Origin of the sequence: Mycobacterium sp., from assembly GCF_035314665.1 — a bacterium.
Lineage (GTDB): Bacteria > Actinomycetota > Actinomycetes > Mycobacteriales > Mycobacteriaceae > Mycobacterium.
The window spans coordinates 1-18,883 of record NZ_DATFZD010000393.1 but is presented as its reverse complement, the minus strand read 5'-3'; the positions used below and the strand labels follow the sequence as shown (position 1 = coordinate 18,883).

At 62.9% G+C, this 18,883-nt stretch carries 16 protein-coding genes; 7 read left to right on the top strand and 9 right to left on the bottom strand.

All coding sequences use genetic code 11. The annotated features are described in order from the left end of the window. Positions 1-15 precede the first annotated feature (15 nt). Positions 16-336, top strand: coding sequence for a DUF732 domain-containing protein (locus VKI00_RS28000; protein WP_324444019.1), 321 nt, complete (start codon positions 16-18; stop codon positions 334-336). Positions 337-401: 65 nt separating this feature from the next. Here VKI00_RS28000 and katG read toward each other — a convergent pair whose 3' ends face one another. The 3 genes from katG to VKI00_RS27985 all read right to left on the bottom strand — a co-directional run bounded on the left by katG (position 402) and on the right by VKI00_RS27985 (position 3,861). Continuing rightward, on the bottom strand, positions 402-2,609 hold the full coding sequence (katG, locus tag VKI00_RS27995; protein WP_324444018.1) for a catalase/peroxidase HPI: 2,208 nt from the start codon (positions 2,607-2,609) through the stop codon (positions 402-404). A 36-nt stretch (positions 2,610-2,645) separates the two neighbouring features. Then, a complete protein-coding gene (locus VKI00_RS27990; RefSeq protein WP_324444016.1) occupies positions 2,646-3,098 on the bottom strand; it encodes a Fur family transcriptional regulator in 453 nt (150 codons plus the stop codon). Between the two features lie 61 nt (positions 3,099-3,159). Further along, positions 3,160-3,861: a hypothetical protein gene (locus VKI00_RS27985; protein ID WP_324444014.1), complete on the bottom strand. Its 702-nt coding sequence runs from the start codon at positions 3,859-3,861 to the stop codon at positions 3,160-3,162. A gap of 238 nt (positions 3,862-4,099) precedes the next feature. On the opposite strand from VKI00_RS27985, the gene VKI00_RS27980 reads away from it, so the two are divergent. Continuing rightward, on the top strand, positions 4,100-5,542 hold the full coding sequence (locus tag VKI00_RS27980; RefSeq protein ID WP_324444071.1) for an FAD-dependent monooxygenase: 1,443 nt from the start codon (positions 4,100-4,102) through the stop codon (positions 5,540-5,542). A 385-nt stretch (positions 5,543-5,927) separates the two neighbouring features. Here VKI00_RS27980 and VKI00_RS27975 read toward each other — a convergent pair whose 3' ends face one another. Further along, positions 5,928-7,220, bottom strand: a complete 1,293-nt coding sequence (locus VKI00_RS27975) for an MFS transporter (RefSeq protein ID WP_324444013.1) — start codon at positions 7,218-7,220, stop codon at positions 5,928-5,930. Between the two features lie 995 nt (positions 7,221-8,215). Between VKI00_RS27975 and VKI00_RS27970 the strand changes: the two genes are divergently transcribed. After that, entirely contained in the window at positions 8,216-9,178 is a 963-nt protein-coding gene (locus tag VKI00_RS27970; protein ID WP_324444011.1) for a PE-PPE domain-containing protein, read from the top strand. Positions 9,179-10,197: 1,019 nt separating this feature from the next. On the opposite strand, the gene VKI00_RS27965 is transcribed toward VKI00_RS27970, so the two are convergent. Beyond that, the gene (locus tag VKI00_RS27965) at positions 10,198-10,839 is read right to left on the bottom strand and encodes an FKBP-type peptidyl-prolyl cis-trans isomerase (RefSeq protein ID WP_414687317.1); all 642 of its coding nucleotides are present in this window, start codon (positions 10,837-10,839) and stop codon (positions 10,198-10,200) included. Positions 10,840-11,080: 241 nt separating this feature from the next. Here VKI00_RS27965 and fxlM point away from each other — a divergent pair, with 241 nt between their 5' ends. Beyond that, positions 11,081-12,310 carry a methyltransferase, FxLD system gene (fxlM, locus tag VKI00_RS27960; protein WP_324444009.1) on the top strand — a complete coding sequence of 410 codons (1,230 nt, stop codon included), beginning with the start codon at positions 11,081-11,083 and terminating at the stop codon, positions 12,308-12,310. Between the two features lie 410 nt (positions 12,311-12,720). Further along, the gene (locus VKI00_RS27955) at positions 12,721-13,149 is read left to right on the top strand and encodes a cellulose-binding domain-containing protein (protein WP_324444007.1); all 429 of its coding nucleotides are present in this window, start codon (positions 12,721-12,723) and stop codon (positions 13,147-13,149) included. A 341-nt stretch (positions 13,150-13,490) separates the two neighbouring features. Here VKI00_RS27955 and VKI00_RS27950 read toward each other — a convergent pair whose 3' ends face one another. Further along, positions 13,491-14,318 carry a hypothetical protein gene (locus tag VKI00_RS27950; protein WP_324444005.1) on the bottom strand — a complete coding sequence of 276 codons (828 nt, stop codon included), beginning with the start codon at positions 14,316-14,318 and terminating at the stop codon, positions 13,491-13,493. Between the two features lie 419 nt (positions 14,319-14,737). Between VKI00_RS27950 and VKI00_RS27945 the strand changes: the two genes are divergently transcribed. Then, on the top strand, positions 14,738-15,667 hold the full coding sequence (locus tag VKI00_RS27945) for an NF038122 family metalloprotease (RefSeq protein ID WP_324444003.1): 930 nt from the start codon (positions 14,738-14,740) through the stop codon (positions 15,665-15,667). 303 nt (positions 15,668-15,970) lie between these two features. On the opposite strand, the gene VKI00_RS27940 is transcribed toward VKI00_RS27945, so the two are convergent. Beyond that, complete coding sequence (locus VKI00_RS27940) at positions 15,971-16,345, bottom strand: hypothetical protein (RefSeq protein WP_324444001.1); 375 nt, start codon at positions 16,343-16,345, stop codon at positions 15,971-15,973. Between the two features lie 182 nt (positions 16,346-16,527). On the opposite strand from VKI00_RS27940, the gene VKI00_RS27935 reads away from it, so the two are divergent. Then, positions 16,528-16,902: a hypothetical protein gene (locus VKI00_RS27935; RefSeq protein WP_324443999.1), complete on the top strand. Its 375-nt coding sequence runs from the start codon at positions 16,528-16,530 to the stop codon at positions 16,900-16,902. A gap of 157 nt (positions 16,903-17,059) precedes the next feature. Here the strand turns inward: VKI00_RS27935 and VKI00_RS27930 are convergent, their stop codons facing one another. Beyond that, entirely contained in the window at positions 17,060-17,353 is a 294-nt protein-coding gene (locus VKI00_RS27930) for a hypothetical protein (protein ID WP_324443997.1), read from the bottom strand. A gap of 172 nt (positions 17,354-17,525) precedes the next feature. Further along, on the bottom strand, positions 17,526-18,473 hold the full coding sequence (locus VKI00_RS27925) for a tyrosine-type recombinase/integrase (RefSeq protein ID WP_324443996.1): 948 nt from the start codon (positions 18,471-18,473) through the stop codon (positions 17,526-17,528). Positions 18,474-18,883 lie beyond the last annotated feature (410 nt).

Below are 18,883 nucleotides of genomic sequence, written 5' to 3'. Positions count from 1 at the left end.
GAAGAAGGGTGAGTTATGAAGATGCTATTTGCGGTTCTCAGCGTATGTACCGCGATTGGTCTGGCCGCTCCGGCGCAGGCCGATCCGGGCGACATCACCGGTGACGACCAAGCGTTTCTTGCTTCCCTGCAAAAAGTCGGCATCCACTATCCCAGCCCAGCTCAAGCCATCACTGCCGGTAAATCCGTCTGCGGGTGCCTGAATAACGGCGAGTCGGCTTTGGAGTTAGTCCACGAAGTGAAGGTCCGCAATGCGGGATTCACCATGGAGGACGCATCCGACTTCGCCATGATCGCAGCGAAGTACTACTGCCCTCAACAGCTTTCGAAGAGCTAACGCGACAGGGGCACCGCGCGAGACTGCTGCTCGCGGGGTGCCGTCCGGACGATCTGACCCGGGTGCTACTTGAGGTCGAACCGGTCGTTGTTCATGACCTTGACCCAGGCTGCGACGAAGTCCTCCACGAACTTCCCCTTAGCGTCATCTTGTGCGTAGACCTCGGCCAACGCGCGCAGCACCGAGTTCGATCCGAACACAAGGTCATTCGCGGTCGCGGTCCACTTCAAAGCGCCCGAGGCCCGGTCGTGGCCCTCGTAGACGTTCTCCGCGGTCTCCGACGCCTTCCACTCGGTGCCCATGTCGACCAGGTTGACGAAGAAGTCGTTGGTCAACACGCCGGGGTTATCGGTGAACACGCCGTGCTTGCTGCCGCCGTGATTGGCGCCGAGAGCCCGGAGGCCGCCGACGAGCACCGTCAGCTCCGGACCGGTCACACCCAGTAGGTATGCCCGCTCGAGCAGCAGGTGCTCCAGCGGGGCCTTCTCACCCGGCCGCGCATAGTTGCGGAACCCGTCGGCCCGCGGTTCGAGCACCGCGAACGACTCCACGTCGGTGTTCTCCTGTGACGCATCGGTCCGCCCCGGCGCGAAATGCACGGAGATCTCGTAACCGGCGTCCTTGGCCGCCTTCTCCACTGCCGCAGAGCCGGCCAAGACGATCAGGTCGGCCAGCGAGATCTTCTTGCCACCGGACGCTGAGCCGTCGAAGTCCTGCTGGATCTTTTCCAGAACCGGCAACACCTTACTCAGCTCGGAGGGCTCGTTGACCTCCCAGTTCTTTTGTGGCTCGAGTCGAAGCCGCCCGCCGTTCGCGCCACCGCGCTTGTCGGTGTTGCGGTAGCTCGCCGCCGCCGACCACGCGGTCTTCACCAGCTGAGGAACGGACAGACCGGACTCGAGCACCTTTTTCTTCAGGGCCGCAACGTCTTTGTCGTCAACCAGCTTGTGGTCCACATCCGGAACCGGGTCCTGCCACAGCTGCGGCTCGGCGATCCACGGCCCGAGGTAGCGCGAGATCGGTCCCATGTCACGGTGCAGCAGCTTGTACCACGCCTTGGCGAACGCCGGGGCCAGCTCCTCGGGGTGGTCCAGCCAGCGCCGAGTGATCTCGCGGTAGATCGGGTCCTCGCGCAGCGAGATGTCGGTGACTAACATCGTGGGCGCGCGACCCGGTCCGCCGAACGGATCGGGGATCGTGCCCGCGCCCGCGCCGTCCTTCGCGGTGAACTGCCACGCTCCGGCGGGACTCTTGGTCAGCTCCCACTCGTAGCCATAGAGGTTCTGCAGGAATCCGTTGCCCCACTTGGTAGGCGTCGCGGTCCAGACCACTTCCAGGCCGCTGGTGATGGCATCTTTGCCCTTGCCGCTGCCGTAGGAGCTCTTCCAGCCCAACCCCTGCTGTTCGATCGGGGCTGCCTCCGGCTCGGGACCGACCAGATCACCGTCACCGGCGCCGTGGGTCTTACCGAAGCTGTGGCCACCAACGATGAGTGCGGCGGTCTCCTCATCGTTCATCGCCATCCGGCCGAACGTCTCACGGATGTCCACCGCGGCAGCCACTGGGTCCGGCTTGCCTTCGGGCCCTTCCGGATTCACGTAGATCAGACCCATAGTGGTGGCGCCGTAGGGTTGCGCGAGATCCCGCTTACCGGAGTAGCGCTTGTTGGTGCCTAACCATTCGTCCTCTTGTCCCCAGAGGATCTCTTCGGGCTCCCAAACGTCTTCGCGGCCGAAGGCAAAGCCGAAAGTCTTGAATCCAAACGACTCCAGGGCGCAGTTGCCGGCGAAGATAATCAAGTCCGCCCAGGAGATCTTGTTGCCGTACTTCTTCTTGACCGGCCACAGCAGCCGCCGCGCCTTGTCCAGGCTGACATTGTCCGGCCAGCTGTTGATCGGGGCGAAACGCTGCATACCTTGGCCGCCACCGCCGCGGCCGTCGTGAATACGGTAGGTACCCGCTGAATGCCAGCTCATCCGGATGAACAGACCGCCGTAGTGACCGTAGTCGGCGGGCCACCAGTCCTGCGAGGTGGTCATCACCGAGAACACGTCGGCCTTGAGCGCCTCGACATCGAGCTTGGCGAATTCCGTTGCGTAGTCGAAGTCCTCACCGAGCGGGTTGGACTGGGGCGAGTGCGGGTGCAGCTTCGCCACGTCGATCTGATTGGGCCACCAGTCCTGGTTCGTCAGGGGAGCGCCCGACTTGGGCTCTGGTGCGTCGATCACCGGGTTTTCACTTTCGCTGCCTTTTTGGGTTGTATCTGATGACACAGCATTCCTTTCAGGAGTAGTTGAATCGGGCTGGGATCACGGCTGTGATCCGGAATCTGCGGTCGAGCAGTCGGGGCATAGCCCCCAGTAGATGACTTCGGCCTCGTCGAGGACGAAGCCATCCAGCGTGTTGTCGTCGGACGGCGTCAAGCACGGCGCGTCGCCGACGGCACAGTCGACATCGGCGATAACCCCGCAGGATCGGCAAACGACGTGATGGTGATTGTCGCCGACCCGAGACTCATAGCGGGCAACCATTCCCAGCGGCTGGATCCGTCGAAGCAGACCTACCGCGGTCAGCGCGTTCAGCACGTCGTACACGGCTTGGCGAGAGACATCGGGCAGGCCGCTGCGTACCGCCGACAAGATCGTCTCGGTATCAGCATGCGGATGGGAATGCACCGCCTCGAGTACTGTGATCCGGGGGCGGGTCACTCGCAGATCGACCTTACGCAGCTGCGCCGCGTAATCCGCCGACGTTGACGACACCACATCAATATGCCGCTGACGTTTGGAACGAGTCAAGACCTTATCTGGAATTAGTCAAGAATTAAGTAAAGTCGCCCCGCTGCGTTTGGTTGACCGCTTTGATCGCGGTGTCGGCCGCCCGCTCGATCGCGAGGTTGGCCCCTTTGGTGAGGCGGGCCAGGCGGGGGAGGGCACCGGGGTGCCGAACGAGGTAGCGGGCGACGGCCGGCAAGTTCCGGCTGCCGTCGGGCCGCGTGAGGCCGAAAATCTCAGCATCGACGGTGCCATCGCTGGCTCGGTCGCTGATTGCCCGCACCACCGACCACGGGATCCCACGCTCGTCGCACACCTTCGCCACGGCAGCCGTTTCCATGTCAAGCGCCAACACGCCATCCACCCGCAGCTCGGCATGTTGCGCTCCGTCGAGGAGCAGCTCGTCGGTCGTCCACAGCTTTCCGTAGGCAGTCCCGACGCCAAGCGGCGTGGGTCGATGCACTGAGCGGTCCGCGCCGTTGACCACAAGCTGGGGGAGCACCAGCGTCCCGATCGGTATTTGGTTCCCGATTGCGCCAGCGATACCCACGACGATCACCCGCTCGACGTCGACCGCGTCCAGCAAGCGGACAGTCGCGGCGCGCGCCCGGGCCGTGCCGATCCCGGTGATCACCGCGATCACAGGACGGTCGCCGATCCGGCCGGCGTAGCCCAGCCCGGCCTTCCGCAACCCGAGCCGCCTTCGCAGCGGGCGAAGCTCCATGGGCATGGCGCACACGAACGCGATCACGGCTGACATGGTAAGCAGCGGTTTGAAATTTCACCGCAGATGAAAAAGGAACAGAGAAATAGTTCTCCGTCCCACTCTTAATTTATAGCTCAGCCCGGGGCTTGCGGCAAGACCCGGGTCATGGCGGAAAATCGCTGGCTGAAGCCAAAACTCAGTGAAGCGGGAGAGTTGCGCGGTGGTTGTCAAACCGAAATCTGACCATGCGGTGGTTGTTGCCGGGGGAGGCCCCACGGGGCTGATGTTGGCGGGCGAGCTGGCATTGGCGCGAGTCGACGTTGCCGTTATCGAGCGGCGCGCCAGCCAGGACCTGATTGGCTCACGTGCCGGTGGTCTGCATTCACGAACCATCGAGGTCCTCGATCAGCGCGGAATCGCTGATCGCTTTCTATCGCAGGGGGAGGTGGCTCAGGTTGCGGGGTTTTCCCAGATTCGGCTGGACATCGGCGATTTTCCGACCAGGCATCCCTACGGCCTTGCGCTGTGGCAGAACCACATCGAGCGGACACTGGCCGAGTGGGTCGATGAGCTGGCGGTGCCGATCTATCGCGGATGCGAGATAACAAGTTTCGTTCAAGGCCCCACCGGCGTAGACGTCAAGCTGGCCGACGGCCAGTTCCTTCGGGCGGAATATCTCGTCGGGTGCGACGGGGGCCGCAGCGCGATCCGTAAGGCAGCCGGTATCGAATTTCCGGGTTGGGATGCCACGATGAGCTATCTGCTCGCCGAAGTCGAGATGGCCTTGGAGCCAGGCCAGTTGCCGGTATGGGGCATTCGACACGACGCCCTCGGCGTTCATTCGCTCAGCAGGCCGAAGGATGGGGGACCGGTGCGGGTGATGGTGACCGAGAAAAACCTCGGACCCGACAGCGAAGCCACGCTGTGCGATCTGAGCGAAGCCCTCGTCAACGTTTACGGGACAGACTACGGGATCCACAGTCCCGCATGGATTTCCAGGTCGACCGATATGGCACGCCAGGCCGTGACCTATCGCGACCGGCGGGTCCTGCTGGCCGGCGACGCCGCCCACGTGCATCATCCGATCGGAGGACAGGGCCTCAATACCGGCGTGCAGGATGCGGTGAATCTGGGATGGAAGCTGGCCCAGGTGGTCAACCGAACGTCGCCTGACGACCTGCTCGATACCTACCATGCCGAACGGCACCCGATCGCCGCCCGCGTGCTGCGAAATACGTTGGCGCAACTTGCGCTTCTTCGCCGCCCCGACGACGAGCGCACCAAAGCGCTGCGAGACATCATGTCTGAACTTCTCAACATGGACGAGCCCCGCAAACGATTCGCCGCGATGATGTCCGGTCTTGGCATCCACTACGACCTCGGTGACGGGCACCCGCTGATCGGACGCCGGATGCCCGATCTGAACCTGCTTACCGCAGACGGCCCGATGCGGGTATTCACCCTGCTGCACGATGCGCGGCCGGTGCTGCTCAACTTCGGTGAGCCCGGCGGCTTCGACATCGGACCATGGGCCGATCGGGTTAAGTCGATTATAGCGGAATCTGTTGGTGACTGGGATCTTCCGGTGATCAGCGCGGTCGCCGCACCCGTGGCCGTGTTGATCCGACCCGATGGATATGTGGCGTGGGCGGGGGATCAAGCTCAGGTCGGGCTTGCTGACGCGCTCACCACCTGGTTCGGCTCGCCAACCGCGGCCCAGCGCTAAGCGGCGACCGCAGCCGTATATCGCGACTTATTCGGCCGCCTGGTTTCGGACTGGCACCTGCCGTCGCAGTGGTACCGCTGTGGCCAATCCAATACTGTATTGCCGCATCCGGATGTTTGGCGGGCACCACCGCAATCAGCCGTATGCCGTCGGCCACGACGACCGTGCCCGTGGGCAGCCCTGCGGCGATATCGCTCAACCGCCTGCGCGGCAGTTCGTCAATCGGTTGCGCCGCAATGATGCAGTACGCGGCGGCCGGGTCCAGCCCAGCATTAGCCCTCAGCACAAAGGGGGAGCGGTGGCGCCCCCAGCTCCCGCGGAGCCGGCGATTCCGCCGCTCTTCCCGTGGCCGACGCCGGGAGCCGCGTAGTAGGTCGGGCGGTCGTTATTTCCCGACCGGTTGGAGATCTTCTGTGAGAGCCTCGTCAGCCAGATCCTCGAGTTCTTTGCCTTTTGTCTCCGGTCCCAAGAGATAGCCGACCAGCGTCAGCGCCCAGAGGCCGGCGAGCGCCAGGTACGGCGTCTCCAGCCCGTACCGCGTGATGCCCCAGCCGATGACGGTTGGAGCCGCAATGGAGACGATGCGGCCGCCGCCTACGGCGATTCCGAAGCCGGTGCCGCGCAGCACAGTTGGGAAGAGTTCGGAGATGTAGGTGTCGCCGACACCCCACAGCCAGCCGAGGGTGGCAATGGCGATCGCGCCGAATACCTGGTATTGCGTGAGTGAGTCGGAGGTTGCCGCCAGGATCGTCGAGGCGACCTCGATGACCGCGGCCAGGATCGCCGAGGGTCGTCGGCCTACCCAGTCGGCGAGCGCCGTCCCGACGAAGGCGAAGACGCCTTGTAGCAAGAAGAACACGAGGGCGTAACGGATCGCCTCGATTGGGGAGGCGTGGAACCGCTTCACGATGTAGACGGTCAAGAACAGCGTCATACCCCAGTAGCCGACAGCGTTGGCGGTGTAGATGAGCCAGCCCACGAGGAGGCGTCGCCGCACTCCGGGCAATTGCCAAAGCCGGGGCTTGGGAGCTCCGCCAAGAACTCTGGCCCGTACCTCGATGTGGCGATGCGACTCGGTGATGCCTCGCCGGACTAGGAACAAGACGGCGGCGGGCACAATCGCCACGATGAACGCCGATTGCCAGCCGAAGTGCGGCACCAGGGCCAGCGCGACGCCCGCCGCGAGGACATAGCCCAGCGAGAAGAGCGAGAAGATCACGCCTCCGACCCCGATCGCGCGGGTCTTGGCCGGCCAGACCTCGGCTGTGTACGGCGCACCGACCGCGAGTTCTCCGGCACCGCCCACGCCAGTGAGGAATCGCAGTCCGGTGAAGGCGGCGATGTTTGTCGTGAGTCCGGCCAGTGCGGTCGTCACACCGTAGAGCAAAATCGATGCTCCCAGTGTCGTTTTCCGCCCCCACCTGTCGGCGGCTAATCCGAAGCCGATCGTGCCGATGGTGTAGCCGAGCAGGAAGATCGAACCGATGTAACCTGCTTGCGCGTCGGTGATGTGCAACGTCTTCTTAATCTCGGGTAGCACCAGGCCATAGATGTTCACCGCGTATGAGTCGAAGCCGTAACCCAATCCAGCCGTCACGGCGACGAAGAGCGCCCGCTTGAACGTCGCAGGGATGGGTCGCGTGATCTGGGCGGGAACGCCGCGGACGGTTGAAGTCACCCGTGAACGCTATGCAGTTGCTGACGTTCGCAGAAGCATCAAGATCACCCTGATCACAACCCTCCATACCAGCCGTGACGGAAAGCGTTTGAGGACAGAGACATACGCGTGGAATATCGAAAAGCGGACCACTCATTTACTTCACCGCCCCACGGAGTACGAGACCGACCCAATCCAACGACATGCACTCGAGGCACAAAGAAAGTTGTCCATTCCCTTTGGTAGTGGGCACCCCGGCGCGGGCGCGCTCTTTGAGCCCGTAGCGCGGGCACTGGTAGATCCTGTTGAGAAAGCCCGCCGAGGACTAGAGCTGGAGCTGAGCATGCCCGCGACCCTGCTGCTCGGCAACGATTCCGACCAACTGTTCGCGGAGGCCGACCGCTTAAAGTCCGAACGAGACCTCCGCTTGGCCGTCGTCCCACCGATGACAGCCATCGCGATCCTTCTTGCCTGCAATCAATCGCTTTGGTGGTTATCGGCGCTGATAGCGGTCTTGGTCCTGCTTGGGCAAGCGATTAGTCGAGACGACGAATGCCGGTCCCTGATGAGGGGAGCGGTACAACGAGACAAGGTGCAGTCGAAGAGCATCGACGAATTCAGGAATTGGGTTGCAAACCTTCCTGAAGCCGCAGAGCATCCAGGCGCGCCAGGCGACAGCCCCCTGAGTGACCGGTGTTCGCAGATGGGTTGGTCAGCGGACCCGTGCTGGACCGTTCATCACCGAGCAGTCGGGTCCGAGCGCCGGGCCGTAGATGATGTGGCCGCAGGCTACTGGCGGAGTGCACGTATTCCAAACGTGCGCTATTCCTACTCCGACAGTCTTAGCGGTCCTTGCCCGCACAAAAGCGGGCACGAGCCGCTGGTTCCGACTCGACCGGACGGGTTTCCGCTCGAATTGCAGAATCCGCCGATTCCACGGCGAGGCTCGGGGTAAGAAGAAGCGATTGTGCGGATCACACTTCCGGGCGCGCCGGCCCGGGAAAGGGTGTTAAGCGGTGAATAGATACAAAATGCTCGCCCAGGCAGCAGGTGTCAGCCTCACCGTTGGAGCGGCCATCGCGCTGTTCAGCGGAGTCGCCCATGCTGACCCGGACGACCCGCTGTCTGGCAGCGACACGGCGATCATCCTTGGCGGAACCTTCGAGTCGACGCCGGACACCGCTTTTGCGCAGGCCGCCGAGAATCTGTATCTGAACCCACTGGGTTTCGACGATGGCGCGACCTCCTCGACGGTCTGCGACATGATCGGGACCGACCCGTGCGCCGCACCGTTGCAGGTGCTGACGACGCCCGAACTGATCCAACAGGGCCCGAGCAGTCTCACAGCCGCCGACGACGTCGTTCTCGCCGTGGAGAATGAATTCAACGCGGATCCAGGCGCTTTCAGCGCCGAGGACCCGCTGACGATCTTCGGATACTCGCAGAGCGCCACCGCCGAGTCGATCGCCATGACCCAACTCGCAGAAGACGGCATCCCGAGCGACGATCTGCACTTCGTGTTCATCGGCGACCCCTCCCTCCTCCCAGACGGTGTATGGCCCAATCTGGTACCAGACGGGGACACGATATTCGGCACGGCTCTAACCAACACCATTCTCACCGACCTCGGCTTTGACGGCGTCCTCGGCAACGTGACGCCGGACGATCTGTACCCGACGACCATCTACACGCTCGACACCGACGGGGTCGCAAACTGGCAAGAGGACTTCCAGGCCGGAGGTCTGCTGGATGCGATCTCGCATCTATTCATCCAGCACGCGGAGTATCTGGGGTTGACACCAGACCAGATCGCTAACGCGACCACGTCCACCAACGGTGACCTCACCCTTGTCGACATCTCCGACAACATCAACAACGCCGACGCGTGGATCGGTGCGATTGAGCACGGCATCGGCAGCAGCGGGCTATTCGAGAGCCTATTCGACTCTCTGCAACTGTATTTCAGCAACACGTTCTAATCGAGGTCGATCTCACCGAATATCTATCGCGCTCTGCTACCCGAGGGCGATTTACAAGAACGGCGCGACGCATTCGGAGGCGGCTCAGGACTACACATCAGCGACCTCTTCGGGCGCGTCACCCACTTTTGAGCAACAAAGCATCGAGATTGGCGCGGACAAGCGCGAACAGCAATGTCCGTAGTGAATCCGAGAAATACTTTCTACTTCAACGTCGAGATCAGTGGAGGCCCCGAAAGTGCATCAGGAATCTCAAGCCAAATCGCAGGTGGCACAGTGCAATTCCGCTCAGTCTTCGCAACACCACGTCAGGTGTCGGTCCCCGCAACTGCATGGCAGCGTGCCGGCGATGCAGCGGCCCGCGAGCCGGTGACCGTTGGCGCACCGCTCCGGCGGGCGAACCATCACCGAGCCAGCGGTGGACACGACCACTTCGCCAACCTCGTACATGGCTACGGCTTGCATCCGGCGGGGCACTCTGGCGGGTTCCACTGCGTGGGGCTGGCCTTCGACCCGGCGGTCGTCCGCTGTTGATCTTGTGGCTTGGGAGCTGTCGGTATTCGCCGATTTTGGCCGGCGCGGCGAGTACCTTGCCGGTCGTGTGGGTGCTGGGTTGCAGAATCTAGAAACAGCTGATTCATAGCTGTACTAATTAACGTTTGCGTTGCACGAGTCGTACCGGCTGGGGTCGCGGACCCGGCTGGCACGGCCCCGGCGGCCACGACTGGGGCCGACCCGGATGGCGCGGGGGGCCAGGCTTTGCGGGGTGGGGTGGCCCGCCACTGCCGCCGCCGTGCCCCTTGGGCCTCTGCATCTGAGACAACTACAGTCGCCTTGTCGGCCAAATCGGCAAGGCGACTGTCGTATGCGCGTTGAGCTCACCCAACTTCAAATTCATTGGCGTGTCGCTGGTTGAAGTGATGCCGTAATTGTTCGCAACGGTCAACGAGGCTTCTCACATTGCCGACTGCAAGTCGACCGCTCGATGGATCAGCAACGCGGAGTTTGACGCTCGGAACTCAGCTCGAGGCCCTCAGGATTTTGATAGCGAACACCAGCGTGTCGCCTTTCCGGATGCCTGCTTGGGGCTGGCCGTCGGGATAGCCATCCGCGGAGGTCATTGCGACACCGACGGTGGACCCGACCTTTTGTCCGGCGATCGCCTTCTGAAAGCCCGGCACGACTCCGTCGAGCGGGAAGTCAGCTGGGGTGCCGCGTTCGTAAGCGCTGTCGAACACACGGCCGTCACGGCCGTTGACGCCCATGTAGCAGACGGAGACCGTGGCCGTCGGCGCAACCACCGGCCCGTCGCCGCCATGCAGCGTGTGCACCTCCGTCGCCGTCACGCTGAAGGGTGCCGTGACGTTGACCCGCGGTGCGGCCGTATCCGTGGAACCCGTGACCGCGACGCTGCCAGTTGCCCCCGTCAGGCTCCACTCGGGTGTGCCGCCATCGCCCGGCGCAGCCGTGGGGCACGCGCTGGCTGCGGTCGCCGGTTCTGTCGGCCCCGGCGTCATCGCTTGGGTGACTGCGGGCGCTGATCCGGCAGACGTGCTTGCCGACGGAGTCTTGTTATCGGAACTACAGGCAGCGATCGTCATAACGGCCGATGCAGCACAGACCACGAGCGCGACCGCCGAATACCCACGCGAGAAGTTCACGGTCGTCACGCTACATCCGCGTCACGTCAATCCCTGCCAGGGGCCCGCGATTTGACCAGTCCGTCCTTGAGTGCGATGGCTCGGGCCGAGGGGATTTCATGGCGGGTTTAACCGGTAACCCGCCATTATTCGTTTCCGCCGTATTCCACTGATCGCGAGGCGAGGGGAGTGCCCAGGCAGCGCGGTTCCCGCGGTGTACGACGCTGCGTTGCGGACAGTTGGGTCGGAGATACTGGCGGCTGTGGACGACGCGCGCGCGGATTGGCAGCACTTGCGGGATCAGTTGGTTGAGGGGCTCCAGCAGGCGGGGCATGTGTCCAGCGAGCGGGTGACTGCGGCGATACGCGCGGTGCCGAGGCACGTATTTGTGCCCTGCATCGAGCCGGAGCGCGCCTATCGAGATGAGGCGTTTCCGATCAAATACGACGAGGGCGGGCTTCCAGTCAGCTCCTCATCACAGCCCGCGATCATGGCCAGAATGCTGGACCAGCTCGACGTGCAGCCGGGACAGCGCGTGCTGGAGATCGGGACGGGCAGCGGCTATAACGCGGCGCTGCTAGGCCATCTGGTCGGCGAGACCGGCACAGTGGTGTCGGTGGACATCGACGCCGACCTCGTTACAGACGCCCGCGAGCGCCTGGCCGCGTGCGGCGTTTCTCAGGTCACCGTCGGCCGCGGGGACGGCGGTCTGGGTTGGTCTGAGCACGCCCCCTACGACCGCATCATTGCCACGGTGGGGGCATGGGACATTTCACCAGCGTGGGTGGCCCAGCTCGCCCCACAGGGTCGCTTGGTGCTTCCACTCGACCTGCGAGGCCCGCAACGCTCGATCGCCTTCCAACCGATCGATAACCATCTGGAAAGCGTCTCGGTGGTCTTCTGTGGGTTCATGCGTATCCGCGGCGCGTTCGCCGGTCCCGAATCGATCCACCAGCTCGGCCCCGAACGAGGGGTGTTACTGGGGCTGGCCGAGCAACATCCCATCGACGCCGACAGTCTCTACGCAGCGCTGGCCCAGCCAGGTGTGGACGTGCCCAGCGGCGTGCGTGTCACGCTCAACGACGCACGGCACGGCCTGGGCCTATGGCTGGCGCTGCACGAACCCGCCATAGCCGGGCTCTCGGCGATTGGCGCGGCAGCAAATCATGGACTGGTGCCTGCGCTGATCGAATACCCTGGCCGGGGCATCGCTACAGTCGCGCTGCTCGGGACCGACTCGCTCGCCGCACTGGTCCCCCTCGGCGAGGAGCAACCGTTCGAACTCGGCGCCCGCCCTCTCGGCCCAAAAGGTGATCGCATGGCTCAGCGCCTTATTCGACACATCCGCGATTGGGATACCCAGGGGCGACCCGGCACCACCGGGCTGCACGTTTCTGCCTATCCACGCCACACTGGTCACGTTGCGATCGCAGATACGGACAGCATCATCGAAAAGCGCTATACCCGACTGGCCCTGACCTGGGCACCGTAATGGTGTACGACATTATTATCGGTACATGAAATCCTTTGGCGCACTGATAAATTAGAGCGTTACTGGTAACCCGCGATATTCGATTCCGCCGTATTCGTGCTCATACAGTCGCCGTGGAACCGTGAGCTGCGCTGACGGGGCAGTGAGGTCGATGTTGCGATACCGGCCGGCCGCGCCCTAGGGGTGGTGCGCGAGACCGCTCGTTTGCTGGCGGCTGAACGACTCCGCGCCCCCGATGAGGCTGGCGTTCTGGCTTTCCCCGTCCGCAAGTTCGCGTTCGGCCGGGCCGATACATGGTTCAGGGTGGATCGAGGCTAAAATTTCATGACGGTTTCAGTTGAGCAAAGGTACTGCAGCTTACCCGCGAGGCGAGGGCCGATATCGCCTGTTTGGCTTTAATGTTGGCTGCTATGGCCGGACTGGACAATTATGTGAAGCGCTGCCGCACAGCGCTTCACATAATTGTGTCGGCATTTGTAGTTGCCATCCTCGGACTCGCCATCACCCCCGTAGCTCATGCGGCTGCGGCCACGGCGAGGTTGTCAGTGTCGCATGCGTGGCAGACCGGTTTCATCGCCCACTTCACCATCACCAACTCGAGCACGGTGCCGCTAACCGATTGGAAGCTTGAATTCGACTTGCCGGTGGGAGAATCGGTCTCGCACACGTGGAATAGCTCCCTTGCACAATCTGGCACGCACTATGTTCTCACCCCCGCGAATTGGAATCGCATCATTGCACCCGGTGGTTCAGCCACAGGTGGTCTAAGAGGCGTGCTGACCGGTTCCTACTCGCCACCGTCGAATTGTCTGCTCAACGGGCAATATTTTTGCACCTAGAGGCCGACTGCGCACTGAGGCTCGACCGCTCCGAGGCCCACCAACCCCAAGCCGCATAGCGACTTCATCGACGATGATGATGCCGGGCGGGCGACGACTCGAGTGCCTTACTGGTAACCCTTCCATATTCGTTTCCGTCGTATTCGCTCGTGATACGCGCCGTTGAGGTGGGGAAGTGCGGTTGGGCCGCGCCTGCGGGCAGCCGCCGTCGGTCGGTCTCTCGATCGGTGAGGTAGGCGGCGTGGCAGGCGCCGCAATTTTGCCGCCGGCGCTGAGGAACCAGGTACGAAGGGGACGTTCTCGTTTGGGATGTTCGCACCCTGAGGCACTGCAGAGCTGGCTCAACGGGTCTTCCGGCTTGGACGACAGGATTGCCGCGGCAGGCACCGACTCGGTGCCGACGCGGGCTTAAGCGTCGCCGGTCCGGGTCGCGGCGGCTGCCAGGGTGATGCACTCCATGGTGAAGCCACCTCCGATCGAGTCGATGGTGGTTCCCACGGCTTCCAGCACAGTTGCGAGCTGGTCCGGCGCGCGGCGTTGTCGAGGATGATGCGGACCTGCCCCGTACTGCCGAGTTTGAACAGCAGCGCGACGACGTCGGGTTCGTTGAGGTCGTAGGCGAACACGTCCAATTTCAACGACGGATCGCCCTGGACCTCGCTCAGGATGTCGAAGACACGTTGGCGGGCGGTAAATCCCAGCCATTCGTACTCCTCGGCGTAGGTGAAGCTGTTCCCGGTGGCGTTGGTGTCGACGGTCGCCGAGGTGTCGTACTCCAGGTCGTCGCCGTCGGGGCGGATGCGCGCCGTCGGGCCGAAGTGCCGCACGAACGCCTGCGACTGGACATAGCCACGGGTGAAACTCACGGTCAACGCGCCCTTGACGAACGGCTCGACCTGCACGTTGACCGACACGCTGGTGGAGGCGTCGAGCGCTTCCAGGGCGCCCGCCGTGCTGAAGTAGCGGGGGGTGACCACGTAGGTGTAGGTGCCAAAAGCCGGCGTGCCCCCTTGGTGCGCCAGGCCGGCGACATGGACCCAGCGGAATTTGTGGATCGAGGCGTTGGCGGACGAAAACGCTGACTCGTCGGCCACCTGGGCATGCGCCGACGACGGCGCCAGGCTCAGATTGTTGGCCACATAGTAGGGATCGACGCCCGGTGGATGCACCTCGCAATTGGCTTGCAATAGGGTGGGGTTGCCACGCGGGCTTGATCTCAGTTTTCACCCGGCGTCGACACGTATCCCGGTCCGCTCAGCGGACCGCAGTGTTGCCTGGCTCGAGTTATCGACATGGAATTGTTCTTACCCAACCGAGCTCTGACGCTGACGGTGCGCCCCGGCATTGCTACAGCAGAGCGCAGTTGGGCCGTGTCAACGTGCGTGTGCGTGAACGACAGCTCGTTGTTGAAGGGAGATTTCAGACCGTGCAGCAGAAACAAGGCTTCGCCACCGGGATCTCCCGACCGCTACCCGCCCAGCACGGGTTTTGTTAGAGATGAGATCGAGCGGGCCTAGGCAAAGAACGCGCAGCACCGTCCCGTTGGGGCAAGGTGTCCAATATGACTAATTCTTAGGAGGAGATCGTTATGATCATTACGCCCACGTTTACGGCCAACTTTGACACGAATTTCGGCGCGAACGCAGCAGCAGCAAAAGCTGGCTGGGAAGCCGCGGCCCAAGTCTATACCAGCCTATTCTCAGACAACATTAACATCAACATCACGGTGGACGCTGTAGCGGGAACAAATGTTTTCGGTCAGAGCAACACGAGTCTCCTGTCCATCTCGTATGCTGCTTTGCTTGCCGCATTTACCGCGCATGCAACGACGCAAGACGATCAAATCGCCATCGGCCCAGGGGGTTCCATGGCCGCCGTTGATCCCACCAACGGTACCGGAACCTGGTGGTTGACGCGATCGCAAGCCAAAGCGCTGGGCCAAATTCCTAATGATATGTCCGAAGATGGAAAGACCACCTTCGGCGCGGGAAACCCTTTCACTTTTTCCGGTGCGATCACCCCGGGAACGTTTGATTTTCAGGGCGTCGCAGCGCATGAGATCTCTGAAGTCATGGGCCGCCTCGGTCTCTCCGGCGGAACGGTCGGCACCACGGGCAATTCCTTCAGCCTGATTGACAACTTTTCTTATACTGGCGCCGGAGTGAGAGGGCTTCGCGGCGGCCCGGGGAATAACTTTTCCATAGACAATGGGATCACGCTGCTCAAATTGTGGAACGATCCTACGGTAAATCATCTCGATTCCAGAGATTGGGCGCCGGGAACCAACGATGCGTTCAATCAGTTCAGCGGCTCGGGCGTAGTAAATCCCGTCACGGCCGTCGACTTGCAGCTTATGGACGTGATCGGCTACACCTTGAAATCGACGATCGACTGGGGGGCGAGCATCCAGTACGACACCGGCGGCCCCAACGCCGTCGCGCTGGACGACCACGGCCACGCGGTCGAGGTCCACGTCGGCACCGACAGGCTCTTCTACCGGGTCGGGCCTCTGCAGTAGTGTTCGAGCACGTCGCCGTGTTGGGCTGGTTGCGGTCGGTAGATGAACTCATCCAGGTAGGCGGATCACCGGCCCGGTCCTGCTCGACCTGACGCTGCTAGGCCTTCGAATTCCTCGATGCGCGGCTCGCGGCCGTGGAATCGGTGCTCTTCACCAGCAAGGGTGCGCAGAAGGAAACCGTCCAAATCCGATGCAGCGGGGCCAGGCATTTGTACGTCGTTTGTACCGCTAAGTAAATTTCCCCGTTCCACAACAGCTCGGCCCGCCACCCAAGCGGATGACGGGCCGTCGTGCTGGCGGCTGCTAGGGCCGGCCAGGGATCGGCACGACCGTTCCTGTAGCCGTTCCTGTAACTGTCGGGCCCTGCTGCTGACCGGGCCCCATCATTCCGCCCGGGCCACCGGGGCGTTGCCACTGACCCGGGCCCATCGTTCCGCCGGGGCCACCGCCGTGCCCGGTGCCGTCGCCGTAGCCATGGTGACTGTGGTAGCCCCTGGCGTGAATTCCGAGGAAGAAGCCGGAGAAGAAGATCACCGTGACGATGAATACGACCCCGGCAACAATCCCGACCCACGCCGCGGCCGCGCCGAGCCGGTAGTACCTGTCCGTCGGCGGCTCCGCGGGACGGCTTGCCGAGGCGACGGCCGGCCCTGGTCGATCTTCAGGTGTTTCAGTCATATTTCGATCATCCGGCCTCATCCAGCGTGCTGGATACGGATCTGGCCATGAATGTTCCGTAACTAACGCCGCCTTCTGGTTGCGGCGCAGAAGTAGCTTGCTGCTTTCCGAGGTCAGCGAAGTGTTCATGCGCCGGGGACAACAACGGTGCGACGTACCGATGGTCAACGTGTACTTGGCGCGTGAGGGGGCTCGGCGTGGAGATCGCGATGGCGCCATCCCGCTCACTCAAGCGCGACGCCGCTGACCACTTGTTCCGTGAGGGACGGCTGCTGCTATGGGCCGTTCCTGCGACGGGTGTTTTGGTGGAGACACTGCTGGATCGCGGGGCCGACGGTGACGTGGCCGAAGCCGAGGCGGCAATCGAACTCTTAGCGGCGGCGCCGACCGACGACGGCCTAGCTGTGCGGGACATCTGGCTGTTGCGGCAGCGCGCGCTTCTCGCGCAACCGCGCGATGAAGGTGTGAAATACCTGGACTTCCGGGATCGCTACCGCGACATGGCGAAAACGCTTGGCTTCGAAGGGCATATGGCGTGGGCCGAGAGGATGCCATGACGGCGAGGTCTCTGTACCCCTATTGATGGGGCTTCCAGCGGGAAGTCGATACAGCGCTCACCAGTCGACCGCCCAGCTCGGAGACTCAGCACCGGAAGTCCGAGACGGCGTCAAGAACGCCTGGGGCGGAGACGATGATCCGCTTGCGGGTTCCGTTTCACGTTGTGACGGTGCGGATCTCGCGCGGCGGCTCCTGTACCGGGTCAGGGTGCCAGGGCTGCAAGTACTGGCTACCGTCGCACATCCTCAGCCGCCCCATGACCGGCCTGCCGCTGCTGAAGCACTCCATATCGCTATCGGCATAGAACAGAGCGACGCCGCCGCGCAGCACTTCCCTCACCTGTTCAAGGCGGGCAACCGCGGTCTGAATATCGACTTTGGGGAACGGTGCGCCGGGATGCGGGCTCAAGCCGCCGAGTTCGTCCTGCACCTGCTCAACCATCGCCGCCATGAGCTTTAACCAGTCGGCGGCTGACGCGGTCGGCCTTGTCGTCGCTCGACATCAGGACTCCGGCTGAGTGGCCCTCGATGATCACGACCGATACTGGCTCACACCAACTCTTGAAGTCGGTCACGTGGCCGCCTCGTTTGCCGGTAGGCTTCGCGCTCGCGGGGCCGGACGATCACGGCGCACCTCTCTGGATGTTCGTTCCGTGCGGGATAAGTGCATACAGAGGGTTTCGCGCTGCGGCACTTCGGGTTTCAGAGCCTGCAGCGGTCACGTATCGCTGCGACGTGGTCATCGATTCATGTCCAAGCAGCTTCATCAGTGTGTACACACTGACCTCTGAGCCTGCCAGTTCTGTAGCGTAAGTGTGACGCAGCCCGTGTACCAGCGCATTGGGCACCGACTGCGCATCAGGGCCGGCGCGCCTAAAAGCGCGTTTGATTCGAGATTGCAGTGTTCCCCGGGTGATGCGCTCACCGTCGCGGCCGACGAACAGCGGTGATCGCGCGGGCCATCGCGATAGGGCGGAGCCCGCGACGTCCGCTTTGCGTTTCGTAGCTGCAGGGAACCGATTTGCGCGACTCTCGAGGTATGTCTCGATGACCGATAGGAGTTCGGCTTCGATGGGGACACTCCGTTCCTTGCCGCCTTTGCCTTTGACGTGGATGACCGCGGCTCCGTCGTCAGTAGTAGGAAGGTCACCGATGTCAGCTTGGCGGAGCTCGTCTGCACGCAGGCCAGCTAGGAGTGCGGTGAGTATGAGTGCGAGATCTCGTTCAGCCCAATCTGTTTGGCGCTTCGATTCTTGGTCCTGCGCAAGCGATTCCAGCAGTACTTCGACGGCGGTGCGGGGGAGGGCCTTGGGGAGGGGCTTGGCAAGTTTCGGCCTGCCGACCAGTTGCATCGGGTTGGCGGCCAGCTGCTCGGCCGTGTACAGGAAGGTGCACAACACATTCCAGGTGGACCAGCAGCGCCGGATCGATGCAGCTTCGTGATCGCGCGCGTAGGCGGCGAACGCTTGGCGCATCGATTCTTTCGTTATGTCAGTTACGGCGAGGTGCGCCGGGTTGCCACCCGTGACAAGCGTCGCGATCGCGATGAAGTCCTGGCGGTAGGCCTTCATGGTGTGTGTGCCGACGGTTTCCGGGTCTGCCGGTCATTCAGGAAGTGGGTGAACCACGCAGGGGAGGGATCGACCTCAGCCGCCTTGGTTTCCGCATCGAGCCGGATGGGAGCCGGTACGGCGTCGGAGCTGTCGGGCACACCTAAACGGTCGCACACAAAAGATGGATAATCTTATCCATCGTTATTGGTGAGATCCATTGCTACGAAGAGGATTTGACGGCGCGCCGGGGGAGGAGGCACCGCGCGGCCTTCCGCAAGCCGTTTTCGGGCCGAATCCGGTGTCACAGCCCCAGCCTGCTGACCCGGTATAGCTTCAGCTCACCGCTGATGCCCTTGAGATGTCGCGAACCGACGACCGACCAGTCGAAACCTGCCGCGTCGCCGATAGCCTCCCGCGCAGTTTCAGCG